The organism is Aeromicrobium sp. HA, from assembly GCF_027171405.1.
Lineage (GTDB): Bacteria > Actinomycetota > Actinomycetes > Propionibacteriales > Nocardioidaceae > Aeromicrobium > Aeromicrobium tamlense.
In genome coordinates this window covers 2,476,462-2,494,596 of sequence record NZ_CP114372.1, presented here as the reverse complement: position 1 = coordinate 2,494,596, position 18,135 = coordinate 2,476,462, and the positions used below count along the sequence as shown (strand labels likewise).

Here is an 18,135-nt window from a genome sequence, read left to right as displayed (position 1 = left end):
CTGGTTGACTGGAGTCCATGCGATCGGTTGCCCTCTCCCCGCAGCACCGCCAGGAGGCGCTCGATGCGCTGGCCTCGGAACACCTCGACGTCCTCGTGATCGGCGGTGGCGTCGTCGGCGGCGGCGCGGCGCTCGACGCGGCGACCCGCGGCCTGTCCGTGGGCCTCGTCGAGGCGCGCGACTTCGGCTCCGGCACGTCCAGCCGCTCGAGCAAGCTCGTCCACGGCGGCCTGCGCTACCTCGAGATGCTCGACTTCCGCCTCGTCGGCGAGGCCCTGGGGGAGCGCAGCCTGCTGATCGACAAGCTCGCGCCGCACCTGGTCAAGCCCGTGCCGTTCCTGTACCCGCTGACCCACCGCGTCTGGGAGCGCTTCTACGCCGGATCCGGCGTCGCCCTGTACGACTCGATGGCGCTGCTGTCGGGCCGCTCGCGCGGCGTGCCGCGGCACCGTCACCTCACCCGCACCGGTGCTCGCCGGATCATGCCCGCGCTGCGCAAGGACGCCCTCGTCGGCGCCCTGCACTACTACGACGGCCAGGTCGACGACGCCCGCCACACGATGTTCCTCTCCCGCACGGCTGCCGCGTACGGCGCGCACGTCGCCAGCCGCACCCGCGTGATCGACCTGCTGCGCGAGGGCGACCGTGTCGTCGGCGCGCGGGTCAAGGACCTCGAGTCGGGCCGCGAGATCGACATCCGCGCGCGCCAGGTCGTCAACGCCACGGGCGTGTGGACCGACGAGACGCAGTCGTTCGCGGCCGAGCGCGGCCAGTTCAACGTGCGCGCCAGCAAGGGCATCCACCTCGTCGTGCCGCGCGACCGGATCCGCGGCGAGTCGGGCCTGATCCTGCGCACCGAGAAGTCGGTCCTCTTCGTCATCCCGTGGGGCCGCCACTGGATCATCGGCACCACCGACACGGACTGGTCGCTCAGCAAGGACCACCCGGCCGCGAGCGCCAAGGACATCCAGTACCTGCTCGACCACGTGAATCGCGTGCTCGTCGAGCCGCTCGAGCCCGAGGACGTCGAGGGTGTCTACGCCGGTCTGCGTCCGCTGCTGGCGGGGGAGGACGAGGCCACGAGCAAGCTCTCGCGCGAGCACGCCGTCTCGACCTCGGTGAAGGGACTCGTCGTCATCGCGGGCGGCAAGTACACGACCTACCGGATCATGGCCAAGGACGCGATCGACGCAGCCGTGCAGCAGATGGGCACGCTGCTCGACCGGCGCGTGCCCGAGTGCGTCACCGACGACATCCCGCTGCTGGGCGCCGACGGGTACGCGGCCCTGTGGAACCAGCGCCAGGCGCTCGCCGCCGCGCACGGCATCGGCGTCGGCCGCGTGGAGCACCTGCTCAACCGCTTCGGCACGCTGGCCACCGAGGTGCTCGACCTCATCGCCGGGCGTCCCGACCTGGGGGAGCCGCTCGCCGGCTCCGACGACTACCTGCGTGCCGAGGTCGTCTACGGCGTCACGCACGAGGGCGCCCGCCACCTCGACGACATCCTCGCCCGCCGCACGCGCATCTCGATCGAGACCTTCCACCGCGGCACCGAGTCCGCGCAGGACGCGGCCGCGCTCATGGCCGAGGCGCTCGGCTGGTCCGACGAGCAGCGCGAGCGCGAGGTCGACCACTACCTCAAGCGGGTCGACGCCGAGCGCGAGAGCCAGACGATGCCCGACGACGAGACGGCCGACGCGGCGCGCCTCGGCGCTCCGGACGTCGTGCCGGTGGCGCGCCAATGAGGAGTGCCGGTGGCGCGCCAGTGAGCCCCGAGAGGGTCCTCGTCGTCTCGGCGACGAAGGCCGAGGCCGCGCACCTGCCGACCGAGATGCCGCTGGTGCTGACGGGGATCGGCAAGGTCGAGGCGGCCACCGCGACCACCGAGGCGATCGCCGCGCTGCGTCCCGAGCTCGTGCTGAACGTGGGCACCGCGGGTGCCCTGCGGCCCGGTCTCACGGGGCTCTTCCTGCCGTCCACGGTGCTCAACCACGACTACTCGGCCGACGCGATCCGCGCCCTGGGGCACGACGCGGTCGACGAGATCGGCCTGCCGGACGGCGACGGGACCGTGCTCGCCACGGGTGACCTGTTCGTCACCGACCCGGCCGTCCGCGCGGGACTGGCCGAGCGGGCTCACCTCGTCGACATGGAAGGATTTGCCGTGGCCCGCGCCGCCCAGCGCGCCGGTGTCCCGTGCCGCCTCGTGAAGATCGTCAGCGACGCCGCGGACGACTCGGCGCTCGAGTGGAACGCCGTGGTCGACGCGTGCGCGCGCCTGCTCGGCCACTGGGTGCGCGAGCAGATCGTCTGAGGGTCAGGGCTCGGGGTCGTCCTCGCGGGCCCACGCGATCGCCACGAGCCGGCGCAGCACGTCGAGGTCGACGTCGTCGAGCCTCTTGACGTAGACGCAGCCCGCGCCCTCGGTGTAGGTGCCGAGGGAGGGCAGCAGCGCGGCGCCCTCGGGGCGGTCCTTCAGCCCGTAGAGCGACAGCGAGGCCTTGCGCGGGGAGAACGCGACCCTGGGCCAGTTCCCGCGCGTGCGCGGGTTGGCGGGGGAGACGTAGCGGTAGCTGCCGTACCCGACCATCGACGGACCCCAGAGGACGGGATCGGTGTCGGTGACCTCGCGGAAGAGCTCGGCCAGCCGCAGTCCGTCCTCGCGGCGGCGCGCGGGAGTGGCGGCGTGGAGGAAGGCCTCGACGTCGGCGTCGGTCGGCTGCGTCTTGATCTCGGCCATGAGCCCATCATGACGCATGAAGAACGGCCCGGAATCATCGATTCCGGGCCGTTTCCTGGGGTGGATGACGGGACTTGAACCCGCGGCCACCGGCACCACAAGCCGGTGCTCTACCAACTGAGCTACACCCACCATGTGCGCCTTGCGGCACAGCGCGACGAGTCTACCGGACGTCGCGCGCGGGACCTACTCCGAGGGGGTGGTCCCGGCGATCTCGGCGGCGATGGCGCGCGCCGACTCGCTGTCGATGCCCGGATCGGGCGTGAAGACCGTGCGGCGGTAGTAGCGCAGCTCGTCGATGCTCTCGCGGATGTCGGCCAGCGCGCGGTGGGCGCCGCCCTTCTCCGGGGCGGCGAAGTAGGCGCGCGGGAACCAGTGGCGGGCCAGCTCCTTGATGGAGGAGACGTCGATGACGCGGTAGTGCAGCCAGTCCTCGAGCTCGACCATGTCGCGGGCCAGGAAGGCGCGATCGGTGCCGATGGAGTTGCCGGCGAGCGGGGTCTTCCGTGGCTCCTTGGCGTACTGGCGCACGTACTCGAGCACCTGCTCCTCGGCCTCGCGCACCGTGATGCCGTGCTGCAGCTCGTCGAGCAGGCCCGAGGTCGTGTGCATCTGCGTGACGACCTCGTTCATCTGGTCGAGCGCCGCCTGCGGGGGCTTGATGATGAGGTCGACGCCGTCGCCGAGGATGTTGAGGTCGTAGTCGGTGACCAGGGCCGCGATCTCGACCAGGGCGTCGTCCTGGATCGACAGACCCGTCATCTCGCAGTCGATCCACACCAGCTTGTCGTTCACCCCGCCACCCTAGTCCGCGACGCCGACAGGTGGGCGGCGACGGGTAGGCTTCCGGCCGTACCGCGTATACGTCTGAGGAGCCACACGTGACGAACGACCGCCAGGCCCGCGCCGCCCGCGCCGAGCAGATGCGCAAGGAGCGCGAGAAGGCCGAGCGCAAGCAGCGCAACAAGATCACCGTCGCGATCGTCGCGATCGTGGTCGTGCTGATCGCCGCGGCCGGCTGGGGCATCAAGTCCCTCTCCGACTCCAACGAGAAGAACACCGAGGTCATCGAGCCGAAGAACCTCACCGAGAGCGGCGTCGACTTCCCGGCGACCGGTGGCGACGTCGACAATGCGGACGCGCCGCTCGTCGAGGTCTTCGAGGACTTCCTGTGCCCCGCGTGCGGCTCGTTCGAGCAGCTGAGCGGCCAGTTCCTGCAGGACCAGGCCGCGTCGGGCGCGATCCGCCTGCGCTTCATGCCGTTCTCGTTCCTGCACAACCAGAGCACCAACGACTACTCGCGCCGCGCCACCAACGTGGCGATGTGCGCCGTTGACCAGGACGGCCCCGAGGCTTTCTGGAAGGTCCACAACGCGCTGTACGCGAACCAGCCCTCCGAGGGTGGCGCCGGTCCCGAGAACGCCGCACTGATCGACCTGGCCGAGGAGGCCGGCGTCACGGGCATCGACGACTGCGTCCGCACCGAGCGCTTCGTGCCGTGGATCGACGACGTGAAGGACACCTTCACCGACGAGCGCGACATCTCCGGCACGCCCACGGTGCACATCGACGGCAAGAACTCCGAGGCGCGCACGCCGCAGGAGCTGCAGGCCGCGATCACCGAGGCGTCCAAGTCCTGACGTGACGAACGACCGCAAGGCCCGTGCCGCTCGTGCCGAGCAGGCGCGGGTCGAGCGCGAGCGGGCCGCGCGTCGCCAGCGCCTCATGATCACGACCGCAGCCGTGGTGGGCGCGCTCGTGCTGGTCGCCGCCGTGGCGTGGGGGATCTCCTCGCTCGGCGGCGACGACGCGGCCGACGGCCCGGTGGTCGAGCCGCGGGGGCTCACCGAGGGCGGGGTGCAGCACCCCGGCACCCCGGCCCGCGGCGCGCCCGTGGTGGAGGTCTACGAGGACTTCCTCTGCTCGCACTGCGCCGACTTCGAGGACGAGCACGGTGCCTACCTGACCGACCTCGCGGAGCAGGGCCAGATCGCGCTGCGCTTCGTGCCGATGACGATCCTCGACGGCACGGCCGACACCGGCCCGGCCCACGACGCCATGAACGCGGCGTTCTGCGTCACCGACCGTCAGGGCGCCGAGGCCTTCTGGGCGATGAAGCCGGCGCTGTTCGCCGCCGGCTTCGCCACCGGGGACGCCGAGCCCACGCAGCGGGCGCTCGCGGCGATCGCCCGCGACGTCGGCGTGCCGGACATCGAGTCGTGCCTCGAGGACGGCACGTTCGTGCCGTGGCTCAACGAGGTGCGCGAGCAGGCCCGCGAGCGTGGCGTCACCGGCACGCCGTCGGTCTTCGTCGACGGCACGAAGCTCGAGGACCCGGCGACCGTGCGCTCGGCCGTCGAGGACGCGCTCGCGTCCTGACGGCCCTCAGTCACCAGCGCAGCTCGACCTCGATCTCGTTGTCCTCGCCGATCTCGACCTCGACGGTCAGCTCGACCTCGTCGGGCACGTCGACCGTGATGCGGTGCCCGTTCTTCTCGAACTCCACGGAGTTGTGGCGCGCGAGGGCGTCGGCGAGGGCGTGCAGCCGCGCGGCGGCCTCCTCGCGACGCAGGCGCTGGGTCTGGTCGAGCTCGAACAGGTCGCTCATGGCGGTCTCCTTCGGTGGAAGCTGGCGCGCCCGGCAGGATTCGAACCTGCGACCTCGAGATTAGAAGGCTCTTGCTCTATCCAGCTGAGCTACGGGCGCCTGCGGCCACACTATCGGTGGCGGCCGCGGTCGTGACGGCGCTCTAGGCTGTCTCCGTGACGACGACCGAGGTGCAGGCCGCCCTCCCCGCCGAGGACGACCCCCTGCGCCAGCGTGGTCGCAAGCTGCTCGTGATCGCCGTCTGGATCGCCGGTGTCGTGGGTGCGGGCGGAGCGGTGTTCTTCGCCTCCACGTCGGGCTCGGTGGCCGGCGCCTCGCTGGCGCTGGTCTACGCGCTGATTCCGCTGCCGGTCGCGCTCGCCGCGTACTGGTGGCTCGACCGGGTCGAGCCCGAGCCGTTCCGCTACAAGGCCGCCGCGTTCGTGTGGGGCGCCGTGATCGCCGTCGCGATCGCGCTGCCGATGGAGATCGGCATGTCCCGCCTCGGGATGAGCGAGGACTGGCTCATCGCGCTGGGCGCGCCGGTGGCCGAGGAGCTCGCCAAGGGCCTGTTCGTCGTGCTCACCCTGGTGCGGCTGCGCCGGATCATCGACGGCGTGCTCGACGGCCTCATCGTCTCGGGCCTCGTCGCGCTGGGCTTCGCCGCGATGGAGAACGTCGGCTACTACGCGGCCAGCTACCTCGGCTTCGACGAGGTCCCGTACTCCGGCACCGAGATGGCCACCGCCACGTTCGTCGTCCGCGGCCTGTTCAGCCCGTTCGCCCACCCGCTGTTCGCCTCGGCGATCGGGATCGCGATGGGACTCGCGGTGCACCGGTCCTCGCGCGCCCAGCGCTGGGGTCTGCTCGCGCTCGGCTACCTGGCCAGCGTCGCGCTGCACGCGCTGTGGAACGGCTCGATCGTCGTCGGAGGGGGCGTCGGCTTCCTGCTCGCGTACGTCGTGCTGGCCTGCCTGCTGCTGGGTCTGGGCATCACCGCCGTCGTCCTGCGGATGCGCCAGCTCGACGTCCTGGCCCGGGCACTCGGCGACATGGCGCGACGCGGCTGGATCCATCCCGCCGAGGTGCCGTGGCTGGTCCGCTTCGCCCGCCGTCGCCAGGCCCGCACGTTCGCCACGCAGTACGGACCCCTGCACGCCGAGGCCGTCGAGCGCTACCAGCGACTCGCCACCGAGGCGGCGTTCCTGCACGACGCGGTCATGACCGGACGGGCCAAGCCCGCAGGGCCCGACCGCACCTACGCGCTGCTCGACCGGATGTGGCACCTGCGCCCGTTCCTGCGCTTCCCTCCGGCGCTGCCGCCGGGCGTCAGATGAGTGTCGCGTCGATTCGTTGGGGCTCGGTACTCGCCGGTACGCTGGTGGGTATGGATTATCGCGTCAAGGACCTGTCCCTCGCCGAGTTCGGCCGCAAGGAGATCGAGCTCGCCGAGCATGAGATGCCGGGCCTCATGGCCATGCGCGAGCGCTACGGCGACACCAAGCCGCTGTCGGGCGCCCGCATCGCCGGCTCGCTGCACATGACGGTGCAGACCGCGGTCCTGATCGAGACCCTCACCGCGCTCGGCGCCGACGTCCGCTGGGCCACCTGCAACATCTTCTCCACCCAGGACCACGCCGCCGCCGCGGTCGTCGTCGGCCCGAACGGCACCGTCGACGCGCCGGCCGGCACGCCGGTCTTCGCGTGGAAGGGCGAGACCCTCGCCGAGTACTGGGACGAGGCCGAGAAGGTCTTCGCCTTCACTGATGAGCAGGGTGCGGAGTGCGGACCGAACGTCCTGCTCGACGACGGCGGCGACATCACGATGCTGCTGCACCTGGGCGTGGAGTACGAGAAGGCCGGCGCCGTCCCGCCGCAGGACTCCACCGACAACGAGGAGTTCAAGGAGGTGCTGCGCGTCCTGGCCCGCTCGCTGGAGACCAAGCCGCAGTACTGGACCACCATCGCGAAGGACATCAAGGGCGTCTCGGAGGAGACCACCACCGGCGTCCTGCGCCTCTACGAGCGCTTCCGCGAGGGCACGCTGCTCTTCCCGGCGATCAACGTCAACGACTCGGTCACCAAGAGCAAGTTCGACAACAAGTACGGCTGCCGCCACTCGCTGATCGACGGCATCAACCGCGCCACCGACGTCATGATCGGCGGCAAGGTCGCGGTCGTGTGCGGCTACGGCGACGTGGGCAAGGGCTCGGCCGAGTCCCTGCGCGGCCAGGGCGCCCGCGTCATCGTCACCGAGATCGACCCGATCTGCGCGCTGCAGGCCGCGATGGACGGCTACGAGGTCAAGCGCCTCGAGTCGGTCGTCGAGATCGCCGACATCTTCGTCACCACGACGGGCAACTTCGACATCATCCGCGTCGAGCACTTCGAGAAGATGAAGCACCAGGCGATCGTCGGCAACATCGGCCACTTCGACAACGAGATCGACATGGCCGGCCTGGCCAAGGTCCCCGGCATCGTCAAGGACGAGATCAAGCCCCAGGTCCACCAGTGGATCTTCCCCGACGGCAAGAAGATCATCGTGCTGTCCGAGGGCCGCCTGCTCAACCTGGGCAACGCCACCGGCCACCCGTCGTTCGTGATGTCGAACTCCTTCACGAACCAGGTCCTCGCGCAGATCGAGTTGTTCAGCAAGGCCGACCAGTACGAGCTGGGCGTTCACGTGCTGCCCAAGCACCTCGACGAGGAGGTCGCCCGGCTGCACCTGGACGCCCTCGGCGTCGAGCTCACCGAGCTGTCGAAGGCCCAGGCCGAGTACCTGGGCGTCGACGTGGCCGGTCCGTACAAGTCGGACCACTACCGCTACTGAGCATGTCGCAACGTCGCCCCAAGAACGATCGGGTGCTCGTCGTCGACGACGACGCGTCGTTGGCGGAGATGCTCACGATCGTCCTCGAGGGCGAGGGCTTCCGGACCTCGGTGTGTCGCACCGGTGACGGCGTGATGGAGGCCTTCGAGGCCTTCAAGCCCGACGTGGTCCTGCTCGACCGGATGCTCCCGGGACTGGACGGCATGGAGGTGTGCCGCCAGATCCGGGAGCTCTCGGGCGTCCCGATCGTCATGCTCACCGCCAAGGGCGACACCCGCGACATCGTCGAGGGGCTCGGCGTCGGCGCCGACGACTACATCACCAAGCCGTTCCGCAACAGCGAGCTGATCGCCCGCATCCGCGCGCGGCTGCGCCGCAGCGACCCGCTCGGCGCGCGGATCGAGTTCGGCGGCATCGTGCTCGATCCCCAGGCGCACACGGTCACGCGCGACGGCCGGCCCGTGTCGCTGACCCCGCTGGAGTTCGACCTGCTGGCGTGCCTGATCTCCGCGCCCGAGCAGGTCTTCAGCCGTGAGGCACTGCTGCAGAAGGTGTGGGGCTACCACCATCCGGGTGACACCAAGCTGGTGAACGTCCACATGACCCGGCTGCGCCAGAAGATCGAGGACGACGCCGAGAACCCGAGCGTCATCCGCACGGTCCGGGGCGTCGGCTACCAGGCCATCGAGCCGGCGTCGCACTGATGGGCCGACTCGTCGGGCTGTGGCGCCGTTCGCTGCGCACGCGAGTCGTCATCAACACCCTGCTGCTGAGCACGGCGGTCATCATGATCGTCGGCTGGGCGCTGCTGCGTGACGTCGCCGGCGGCCTGGCCGACAACCGGCGCGACGCGGCCATCGCGGAGGCGCGCGCGGGACTCGAGCAGGCGCAGTCCCAGCTCGACGCGGCGGTCGACAGCGAGCCCGCCCGCCAGTCGCCGGCGCTGACCCAGCTGGTCGACTCCCTCGCCGCCACGCGCGGGGAGAACCGGGCCTACGAGCTCGTCCTGCAGGGCCCGCTGGCCGAGGGCGGCGACGCCCCCGTGCGGGCCTCGGGCAGCGTCGGCATCGACGAGGTGCCGTCCTCGCTCGCGGAGCGCGTCGGCTCCGACCAGGGCACCTTCTGGACCTTCTCCGAGCTCTCGCCCTTCGGCGCGGGCGACGACGTCCCGGTGGTCACCGTGGGAGGGCGCGTCACGGCGCCGGGCTCCAACGACCAGTACGCGCTCTACTACGTCTTCTCGATGGCCGACCAGCAGGAGACGCTCGACCTCGTGCGGACGGCGCTGCTCGCCGGCGCGGGCGTGCTGCTGGTGATGGTCACGCTCGTGTCGTTCCTCGTCGCGCGCCAGGTGGTCGAACCGGTGCGTCTGGCCCGCCGCATCGCCGAGCGCTTCGCCGCCGGCAACCTCGAGCAGCGCATGCACGTCAAGGGCGAGGACGACATCGCCCGATTGAGCACCTCGTTCAACCAGATGGCCGAGAGCCTGCAGAGCCAGATCCGCCGGCTGGAGAACCTCTCGCGCCTCCAGCAGCGCTTCGTCTCCGACGTCTCGCACGAGCTGCGCACCCCGCTCACCACCGTGCAGATGGCCGGTCAGGTGCTCTACGAGGCGCGCCCGACGTTCGACCCGCAGACCGCCCGGGCGGCCGAGCTGCTGCACACCGAGGTCGGCCGCTTCGAGGCGCTGCTGTCGGACCTGCTCGACCTCAGCCGATTCGACGCCGGTGCGGCCACGCTCGAGCTCGACCCCGTCGACCTCACCGCCGTGGCCCGGGCGGCCGCCGCCGACGAGGCGCTGACCCGCGCCGGGATCAAGGGGCGCGCCCTCGGGGTCGCCGTGCCGGCGATCGTCGACGCCGACATCCGCCGCGTCGACCGCATGGTGCGCAACCTCATCGTCAACGCCGCCCGGTACAGCCGGTCCCAGCGGGTCGAGGTCGTCGTGTCGCAGGCCCCGGACCGTGTCTCGCTCGCGGTGCGCGATCACGGCGTGGGCATGGACACCGAGGAGGTGCGCCGCGTCTTCGACCGGTTCTGGCGGGGCGATCCGGCCCGCTCGCAGGGTGGCACGGGACTCGGACTGGCGATCGCGCGCGAGGACGCCGCGCTGCACGGCGGGACCCTCGAGGTCTGGTCGCGCAAGGGCGAGGGCACCGAGTTCATCCTGACGCTCCCGCGCGAGGCGGGGGAGCGCGTGTGGTCGCCCGTCACGAAGTCGGTGTACGCATGACGCGCCGCTCCGTGGGCCTCGTGCTCGCCCTCGCCGTCGCCGTGCTGACGGGGTGCGCCGGCATCCCCACGTCGGGTCCGGTCGAGCGCGTGGAGGACGAGGTCGGTCTCGGCGAGAGCACGGTCCGGTACACGCCGTCGGGGCCGATCCCGGGCATGACCGAGACGCAGGTCGTGCGCGGCTTCCTCGACGCGATGCTGGCCTACCCGGTCACGCACCGCGTCGCCGCGGAGTACCTCACGCCCACCGCCGCCCAGCGCTGGCGTCCGGGCGCCAGCACCACCGTCTACTCCTCCGTCGAGGCGTTCTCCGCGTCGGTCGGGTCCACCCGGGTCGAGCTCGGCACCGAGGTGCGCCTCGACGAGCAGGGCTCCCTGACGCCCGCCGAGGGCACCGAGCGGCTGCGGTTCGCGCTCGAGCGGATCGACGGGCAGTGGCGCATCGCGAACCCGCCCGACGGCGTGCTCGTCAGCCGGGACTGGTTCGAGGACTACGTGCGCGCCTTCGACCTGTTCTTCCTCGACGCGTCGGGCCGTCACCTGGTGCCCGTGCCGGTCCACGAGGTCGTCGGCGACCAGCTCGCGACCTCGCTCATGACCAGCCTCGCGCTCGGTCCGCCACCCGAACCTCCGGGACTCACCACCGCCGTCCCGCCCGAGGGCGAGCTGCGGGCCTCGGTGCCGGTCGTCGGCGGAGTGGCGCAGGTCGACTTCGCCCGGCGGGTCGGCGACCTCTCCACCTCGACGCAGAAGCGTCTCTCGGCCCAGGTCGCGTGGACGCTGCGGCAGGTCCCGGTGGTCACGGACGTCCAGATCACCGGCGACGGCACGGTCGTCGCGCCCACCGGCGACCTCGTGCAGGACGCCCGTGGCTGGGCCTCGTACGGCCCCGACAAGTCGCGGCGATGGGTGCACGTGACGGCGGGCGACATCGTCCACCAGGTCGGCCCGCGGGCGCAGCAGCCGGTGCCGGGCGCGTGGGGCCGCACCGACGGCGGAGCCACGGCCGTGGCCGTCGGCGAGGAGCTGGCGGTCGGCGTCTGGACCGATCGCGCCCGCGTCACCACCGCCCGGGGCGGGCGGCCGCTCGACCTCACGGGCGACCGCTTCGTGCGCCCCGCGGTCGACATCGACTCGATGGGCTGGCTCGTCGACCGCCAGGACGGTCGGGCGCGCGTCCGCGTGCACGACGGCGAGTCCCTGACGCTCGTCCCGAGCCCCGGCCTCGCGGTCCTCTCGTCCTTCGCGATCTCGCCCGACGGAGCGCGCTACGCGGCCACGTCGGGCGGGCGTCTGCTGCTCGGCGGGGTGCAGCGGCGCGAGGGCCGCGTGGTCGGTCTGACCGAGCCGGAGCAGCTGCCCACGCAGGCCGCCGCCCGCGAGGTCGCCTGGGTCGACGGCACGCGCGTCGCGCACCTCGGGCCGCGGGGCACGCAGGTCCGCTCGGTGCGCATCGACGGCACGGGCGCCGTGGACGCCTGGCCCGGGGGAGGGCAGCTGCTGCCCGGCATCGACCCGGTCGCCCTCGTCGCGACCCCGGCCGCTCGGTCCGACCTCTACCTGCTGGACACCGAGGGCGGCGTCTGGGTGCTCGACCGCACGCGGTGGGTGCAGCTGGACCTGCCCGCCGCCCGCGGCATCGCCTGACGATCCACAGGCCGTGTCCGGGCGCTGGTGACCGCGCCCCGGCGCGCCCACACTGGCTCGATGGACCGGTGGTGGCAGGCGGCGGCCGACCTCGTGCTCGGGGCGTGCTGTCCGCTGTGCGAGGCGCCCGGAGGACGCGTCTGCCGCCGGTGCGCCGCGAGCCTGCCGCCCGAGCCCGTCCACGTCGCTGCCGGTGACCTCGAGGTGGTCGCCGCGGGCGTCCACGCGGGACCGCGCCGCGATGCCGTGCTGGCCTGGAAGCTCCGCGCCGCCTCGGGCCTCGACCCGCTCCTGGCCCACCACCTCGCCGCCGCCGTGCTGACGCTCGTGGGCGACGCCGAGGCGGTCACGCTCGTGCCGGTGCCGTCGACCCGGCGCTCACGCCGCGAGCGAGGGCGCGACCTCGTGGCCGACCTGGCCGTCGCGGCGGCCCGCGACCTGACGGGGATCGGGCTGCACGGCTCGGCCCGGCGGTGCCTGCGGCTCGTGCGCCAGACCGCCGACCAGCACGCGCTGGGACGCGAGGAGCGCGCCCTCAACCTGGCCCGGAGCATGCGCGCGACGGCGCTCCCGACCGGCCCCGTGGTGGTCGTGGATGACATCGTCACGACCGGCTCCACGGTGCGCGAGGCGGTCCGCGCCCTGGCGTCCCGGGGCGATGTCGAGGTGCTCGGCGCGGCAGCTCTCGTGGTCGCCGAGCAGGGCGGTCCAGCGGTGGCGGGTCACCCCGTGGACGGGCTACGGTCGAGGTGAGCCAGAAGCTCGAAACCTCGGGACTGGAGAAGGAGACGGACATGGAAATCGTGGTCACCGGACGCAACAGTGAGATCTCGGAGCGGTTCCGCTCCCACGTCACCGAGAAGCTCCAGCGCATCGAGAAGTTCGACGGTCGTCAGCGCATCAACCGCGTCGAGGTCGAGGTGACCCACGAGAAGAACCCGCGCCAGCACGACAAGGCCGCGCGGGTCGAGATGACGCTCCGCTCGCGGGGCCCCGTCGTCCGCGTCGAGGCCAACTCGACCGACCAGCACTCCGCCCTCGACGCCGCCGTCGACAAGCTGGAGAAGCGCCTGCGCAAGATGGGCGAGCGCCAGATCCGCCACCGCGACAAGCACGCGCCGGCGTCGATCGAGGAGGCCACCGCCGACCTGCGGCTGGCCGGATCGCCCGACGAGGACTCCGGAGAGCCCCACGTGCGCCAGGTCGCGACGCTCGAGGTGCAGGGCGACGGCCCGCTCGTCGTGCGCGAGAAGGACCACACCTCGCCGGCCATGACCCTGGACCAGGCGCTCTACGAGATGGAGCTCGTGGGCCACGACTTCTTCCTCTTCGTGGAGAAGGACTCGATGAAGCCGAGCGTGGTCTACCGCCGCAAGGGGTACGACTACGGCGTGATCCGCTTGTCGGTCGAGGGGTGAATCGCCTCGAACGTGGCATGATCGTGCCGTGACTACGAACGCCGACGCCATCCGGGTGCTGCTGGTCGACGACCAGGAGCTCTTCCGCAGGGGCGTGACGATGGTCCTGGGTGCCGACGGCGGGTTCGAGATCGAGGACGTCGACGACGGCGACGCCGCGCTGGAGCGCATCGCGGAGGAGCCGTTCGACGTCGTCCTGCTCGACGTCCGCATGCCGGGGCGCAGCGGCGTCGAGATCTGCGGCGCGATCAAGGAGACCGCGCCCACGACCGGCATCATCATGCTGACCGCGAGCGACGACGAGGCCGACCTCTACGAGTCGATCAAGGCCGGCGCCGCGGGCTACCTGCTCAAGGACGGCTCCACCTACGACCAGGTCGCCGAGGCGGTCAAGCTGGTCGCGGCGGGGCAGTCCCTGATCAGCCCCAGCATGGCCACCAAGCTGCTCGACGAGTTCGTGCACATGGCCAAGGGGCCGGCCCCGGCCACCAGCCTGACCGCCCGAGAGCTGCAGGTGCTGCGCCTGGTCGCCCACGGCAAGAGCAACCGCGACATCGCCGGCGAGCTGTTCATCAGCGAGAACACGGTGAAGAACCACATCCGCAACATCCTGGAGAAGCTCCAGATGAAGTCGCGGATGGAGGCGGCCATGTACGCCGTCCGCAGCAAGCTCATCGACGACGTCCTGTGACCACGCGCCTCTCGGCGCTGCAGGCCCGGCGCATCGCGCTGGCGGCCCAGGGGTTCACGCGACCCGCGCCCGCCGAGGTGCGGCGTGAGCACGTGGCGCGCGTCGCCCGGCGGCTCGGGTTCTTCCAGCTCGACTCGGTGAACGTGCTGCAGCGGGCGCACTACCTGCCCCTGTACTCGCGGCTCGGGCCCTACGACACCGACCTGCTGCACCGCGCCGCGGGCCGCGCCCCGCGGCTGCTGTTCGAGTACTGGGCGCACGAGGCCGCGCTCGTCGACGTCGACCTGTGGCCCGCGATGAGCCACAAGATGCGCTCGGGTCGCGGCATGTGGGGCGCGATGGCCCGGACCGCCGCGGAGAACCCCGCGCTCATCGACGAGGTCGAGGCCGCCGTGGCACGGTGGGGGCCGATCACGGCGCGCGAGCTCGAGGCCCGGCTGGGCGCGCAGGAGCGCGACCGCACGCACTGGGGCTGGAACTGGTCGCAGACCAAGCAGGCGCTGGAGTACCTGTTCTTCGTCGGCCGGGTGTCGGCCGCTCGGCGCAACGCGGCGTTCGAGCGCGAGTACGACCTGCCCGAGCGCGTGCTGCCGGCCCGCGTGATGGCGATGCCCGAGCCCTCCGACGAGGAGGCCTACCTGACGTTTGTCGGGCACGCGTCCCGCGCGCTCGGCGTCGCCACGGTGCAGTGCCTGCGCGACTACTTCCGTCTCGCGCCCGAGCCGACCGCGCAGGCGGTCCAGACGCTGGTCGCGGACGGGACGCTCGAGCCGGTCACGATCGACGGCTGGAAGCGCCCGGCGTTCCTGCACGCCGAGGCCACCCGGCCGCGCCGCGTGGACGCGCGGACGCTGCTGAGCCCCTTCGACCCGCTCGTGTTCGAGCGCACGCGCACCGAGCACCTCTTCGGCTTCCGCTACCGGATCGAGATCTACGTCCCGGCCCCGAAGCGCGTGCACGGCTACTACGTGCTGCCCTTCCTCCTGGGCGACCGGCTCGTGGCGCGGGTCGACCTCAAGGCCGACCGGGCGCGCGGCCGGCTGCTCGTCCCGGGGGCCTTCGCCGAGCCCGAAGCACCCGCCTCCACCGCCGCCGAGCTCGCCCGCGAGCTGCACCGGATGGCGGGCTGGCTCGGCCTCGACGGGGTCGAGGTGGGAGATCGTGGTGATCTGGCCCGCAGGCTGGCGACGGAGTGTGCCACCCCGCACTAGGATGTTCGGGTGCCGAAGATCATCGACAGTATCCTGCGGGCCGGCGAGGGCAAGATCCTCAAGCGCCTCGACCGCATCGCCGACCAGGTCAACGCCCTGAGCGACGAGTTCTCCGCCATGAGCGACGCCGAGCTGCGCGCCATGACCGACGAGTTCAAGGAGCGCCTCGGGGGCGGCGAGTCCCTCGACGACCTGCTGCCCGAGGCCTTCGCCACCGTCCGCGAGGCGGCCACTCGCGTGCTCGGCCAGCGGCACTTCGACGTCCAGATCCTCGGTGGCGCCGCCCTGCACCTGGGCAACATCGCCGAGATGAAGACCGGTGAGGGCAAGACCCTCGTCGCCACCCTGCCGTCCTACCTGAACGCGCTGTCGGAGAAGGGTGTCCACGTCGTCACGGTCAACGACTACCTGGCGAAGTACCAGTCCGAGATGATGGGCCGCGTCCACCACTTCCTGGGTCTCACCGTCGGCGTCGTCGTCGCCGGCCAGACCCCCGCGCAGCGCCGCGAGGCCTACGCCTGCGACATCACCTACGGCACCAACAACGAGTTCGGCTTCGACTACCTGCGCGACAACATGGCCGACTCGCTCGACGAGTGCGTCCAGCGCGGCCACAACTTCGCGATCGTGGACGAGGTCGACTCGATCCTCATCGACGAGGCCCGCACGCCGCTGATCATCTCGGGCCCCACCGAGGACGAGGTCAAGTGGTACGGCGAGTTCGCCCGCATGGTCGGCGCCATGCGCATCGACGAGCACTACGAGGTCGACGAGAAGAAGCGCACCGTCGCCGTCACCGAGAAGGCCATCGACGTCGTCGAGGACCAGCTCGGCATCGCGAACCTCTACGACGCGGTCAACACGCCGCTCATCGGCTTCCTCAACAACGCCGTCAAGGCCAAGGAGCTGTTCAAGCGGGACAAGGACTACGTCGTCATCGACGGCGAGGTCCTGATCGTCGACGAGCACACCGGCCGCCTGCTCGAGGGTCGCCGCTACAACGAGGGCCTGCACCAGGCGATCGAGGCGAAGGAGGGCGTCCGGATCCGCGAGGAGTACCAGACCCTGGCCACGATCACGCTGCAGAACTACTTCCGCCTCTACAGCACGCTCTCGGGCATGACCGGCACCGCGATGACCGAGGCCGCCGAGTTCGACAAGATCTACAAGCTCGGCGTCGTCCCGATCCGTACCAACAAGCCGATCCAGCGCGACGACCTGCCCGACCTCGTCTACCGCACCGAGGACGCCAAGTTCAACGCCGTCGTCGACGACATCGCCGCGCGTCACGCCAAGGGCCAGCCGGTGCTGATCGGCACCACGAGCGTCGCCAAGTCCGAGCGCCTCAGCAAGCAGCTGAAGAAGCAGGGCATCGCCCACGAGGTGCTGAACGCGAAGCACCACGACCGTGAGGCCGCGATCGTCGCCCGCGCCGGTCACAAGGGCGCCGTCACCGTCGCCACCAACATGGCCGGCCGCGGCACCGACATCATGCTCGGCGGCAGCGTCGAGTTCCTCGCCGACGCCGAGCTGCGCAGCAAGGGCCTCGACCCGGTCGAGACCCCGGAGGAGTACGACGCCGCCTGGCCCGAGGCGCTCGAGCGCATCGAGAAGCAGGTCGCGGCCGAGAAGGACGAGGTCGTCGCCGCCGGCGGCCTGGCCGTCATCGGCACCGAGCGCCATGAGTCGCGCCGCATCGACAACCAGCTGCGTGGCCGCTCCGGCCGTCAGGGCGACCCGGGCAGCACCCGGTTCTACCTGTCGCTCGAGGACGACCTCATGCGCCTGTTCAAGGGCGAGTGGGTCAACTGGATCCTGCAGACGATGAAGATCCCCGACGACGTGCCGATCGAGAACAAGCGCGTCACCAAGTCGATCGCGTCGGCCCAGGGCCTGGTCGAGGCGCAGAACTTCGAGACCCGCAAGAACATCCTCAAGTACGACGACGTCATGAGTGCCCAGCGCGAGGTCGTCTACGCCCAGCGCCGCCGGGTGCTCGAGGGCGAGGACCTCGAGCCGCGCGTGCGCCAGATGATCGAGGACGTCACCGGCGCCTACGTCACCGCGGCCACCGAGGGCTACCCGACGGCGTGGGAGCTCGACAAGCTCTGGACCGCCCTGCGCACCCTCTACCCGATCTCGCTCGATCACGAGCAGCTCGTCGAGGAGGCCGGCGGTCAGGAGCGCCTGGACGGCCCCACGCTGCGCACGCAGATCGTCGAGGACGCGCTGGCGGCCTACGACAAGCGCGAGGCCGAGCTGGGCGACGAGGTCGCCCGCGAGCTCGAGCGCCGCGTCGTGCTGAGCGTGCTCGACCGCAAGTGGCGCGAGCACCTCTACGAGATGGACTACCTCCGCGAGGGCATCGGCCTGCGTGCGTACAGCCAGCGCGACCCGCTGGTCGAGTACCAGCGCGAGGGCTACGACCTGTTCAACGCGATGATGGAGGGCATCTCCGAGGAGTCGGTCGGCTACCTGTTCAACCTCAACGTCGAGATCGAGGTCGAGGAGGACGGCGAGGACGGCGAGGCGCCGCACATCCACGCGAAGGGCCTCGAGGCGGACAGCACGCCCAAGCAGCTGTCGTACTCCGCCCCGTCGGAGGACGGCTCGGCCATCGCGGTGGAGGAGTCGGTCGTCGACGAGGACGAGGAGCTCGACCCGAACGAGCAGGCGCGCCAGAGCAAGGCCAAGGAGGCCGCGCGCCGCAAGGCCAAGGCCCAGCGTCAGTCCCGCAAGAAGAACCGCTGACCTGACCGAGGCCGCTCGTCACGCCCAC

Annotated in this window: 17 protein-coding genes and 2 tRNA genes; 14 read left to right on the top strand and 5 right to left on the bottom strand. The window is 71.3% G+C overall.

The window, feature by feature from the left end; genetic code table 11:
- The first annotated feature begins 17 nt into the window (after positions 1–17).
- Together O3S82_RS12300 and O3S82_RS12295 are read left to right on the top strand one after the other, a co-directional pair.
- The gene (locus tag O3S82_RS12300) at positions 18–1,745 is read left to right on the top strand and encodes a glycerol-3-phosphate dehydrogenase/oxidase (protein ID WP_269303149.1); all 1,728 of its coding nucleotides are present in this window, start codon (positions 18–20) and stop codon (positions 1,743–1,745) included.
- Positions 1,746–1,765: 20 nt separating this feature from the next.
- Positions 1,766–2,314, top strand: coding sequence for a nucleosidase (locus O3S82_RS12295; protein WP_269303147.1), 549 nt, complete (start codon positions 1,766–1,768; stop codon positions 2,312–2,314).
- Positions 2,315–2,317: 3 nt separating this feature from the next.
- Here O3S82_RS12295 and O3S82_RS12290 read toward each other — a convergent pair whose 3' ends face one another.
- The 3 genes from O3S82_RS12290 to orn form a co-directional block, all read right to left on the bottom strand.
- Entirely contained in the window at positions 2,318–2,740 is a 423-nt protein-coding gene (locus O3S82_RS12290) for a DUF1801 domain-containing protein (RefSeq protein ID WP_269303145.1), read from the bottom strand.
- Between the two features lie 56 nt (positions 2,741–2,796).
- A tRNA-His gene (locus tag O3S82_RS12285) sits at positions 2,797–2,872 on the bottom strand.
- Between the two features lie 54 nt (positions 2,873–2,926).
- Positions 2,927–3,535, bottom strand: coding sequence for an oligoribonuclease (gene orn, locus O3S82_RS12280; RefSeq protein WP_179423498.1), 609 nt, complete (start codon positions 3,533–3,535; stop codon positions 2,927–2,929).
- An 86-nt stretch (positions 3,536–3,621) separates the two neighbouring features.
- Here orn and O3S82_RS12275 point away from each other — a divergent pair, with 86 nt between their 5' ends.
- Positions 3,622–4,380, top strand: coding sequence for a DsbA family protein (locus tag O3S82_RS12275; protein WP_179423500.1), 759 nt, complete (start codon positions 3,622–3,624; stop codon positions 4,378–4,380).
- A 1-nt stretch (position 4,381) separates the two neighbouring features.
- A complete protein-coding gene (locus tag O3S82_RS12270) occupies positions 4,382–5,119 on the top strand; it encodes a DsbA family protein (RefSeq protein WP_269303143.1) in 738 nt (245 codons plus the stop codon).
- 10 nt (positions 5,120–5,129) lie between these two features.
- On the opposite strand, the gene O3S82_RS12265 is transcribed toward O3S82_RS12270, so the two are convergent.
- Both O3S82_RS12265 and O3S82_RS12260 read right to left on the bottom strand, forming a co-directional pair.
- Entirely contained in the window at positions 5,130–5,348 is a 219-nt protein-coding gene (locus tag O3S82_RS12265; RefSeq protein ID WP_179423504.1) for an amphi-Trp domain-containing protein, read from the bottom strand.
- A 22-nt stretch (positions 5,349–5,370) separates the two neighbouring features.
- Positions 5,371–5,447 (bottom strand) — tRNA-Arg (locus tag O3S82_RS12260).
- A 56-nt stretch (positions 5,448–5,503) separates the two neighbouring features.
- Between O3S82_RS12260 and O3S82_RS12255 the strand changes: the two genes are divergently transcribed.
- The 10 genes from O3S82_RS12255 to secA are packed head-to-tail and all read left to right on the top strand — an operon-like array spanning position 5,504 to position 18,107.
- Positions 5,504–6,664 carry a PrsW family intramembrane metalloprotease gene (locus tag O3S82_RS12255; RefSeq protein ID WP_179423506.1) on the top strand — a complete coding sequence of 387 codons (1,161 nt, stop codon included), beginning with the start codon at positions 5,504–5,506 and terminating at the stop codon, positions 6,662–6,664.
- Between the two features lie 50 nt (positions 6,665–6,714).
- On the top strand, positions 6,715–8,157 hold the full coding sequence (ahcY, locus tag O3S82_RS12250; RefSeq protein WP_179423508.1) for an adenosylhomocysteinase: 1,443 nt from the start codon (positions 6,715–6,717) through the stop codon (positions 8,155–8,157).
- 2 nt (positions 8,158–8,159) lie between these two features.
- A complete protein-coding gene (gene mtrA / locus O3S82_RS12245) occupies positions 8,160–8,861 on the top strand; it encodes an MtrAB system response regulator MtrA (protein ID WP_179423510.1) in 702 nt (233 codons plus the stop codon).
- Complete coding sequence (mtrB, locus tag O3S82_RS12240; protein ID WP_269303141.1) at positions 8,861–10,390, top strand: MtrAB system histidine kinase MtrB; 1,530 nt, start codon at positions 8,861–8,863, stop codon at positions 10,388–10,390. The genes mtrA and mtrB overlap by 1 nt, the downstream gene beginning before the upstream one ends.
- A complete protein-coding gene (locus O3S82_RS12235) occupies positions 10,387–12,036 on the top strand; it encodes a GerMN domain-containing protein (RefSeq protein ID WP_269303139.1) in 1,650 nt (549 codons plus the stop codon). The genes mtrB and O3S82_RS12235 overlap by 4 nt, the downstream gene beginning before the upstream one ends.
- 60 nt (positions 12,037–12,096) lie before the next feature.
- The gene (locus tag O3S82_RS12230; protein WP_269303137.1) at positions 12,097–12,789 is read left to right on the top strand and encodes a ComF family protein; all 693 of its coding nucleotides are present in this window, start codon (positions 12,097–12,099) and stop codon (positions 12,787–12,789) included.
- 41 nt (positions 12,790–12,830) lie between these two features.
- Positions 12,831–13,454 (top strand): ribosome hibernation-promoting factor, HPF/YfiA family, encoded by a 624-nt coding sequence (gene hpf / locus O3S82_RS12225; protein ID WP_179423518.1) that lies wholly within the window; start codon positions 12,831–12,833, stop codon positions 13,452–13,454.
- Positions 13,455–13,482: 28 nt separating this feature from the next.
- Positions 13,483–14,145, top strand: coding sequence for a response regulator (locus O3S82_RS12220; RefSeq protein WP_231948952.1), 663 nt, complete (start codon positions 13,483–13,485; stop codon positions 14,143–14,145).
- Positions 14,142–15,356 carry a winged helix-turn-helix domain-containing protein gene (locus tag O3S82_RS12215; protein ID WP_269303132.1) on the top strand — a complete coding sequence of 405 codons (1,215 nt, stop codon included), beginning with the start codon at positions 14,142–14,144 and terminating at the stop codon, positions 15,354–15,356. Before O3S82_RS12220 ends, O3S82_RS12215 begins: the two co-directional genes overlap by 4 nt.
- 9 nt (positions 15,357–15,365) lie before the next feature.
- Positions 15,366–18,107 (top strand): preprotein translocase subunit SecA, encoded by a 2,742-nt coding sequence (gene secA, locus O3S82_RS12210; RefSeq protein ID WP_442864642.1) that lies wholly within the window; start codon positions 15,366–15,368, stop codon positions 18,105–18,107.
- The last annotated feature ends 28 nt before the right edge of the window (positions 18,108–18,135 follow it).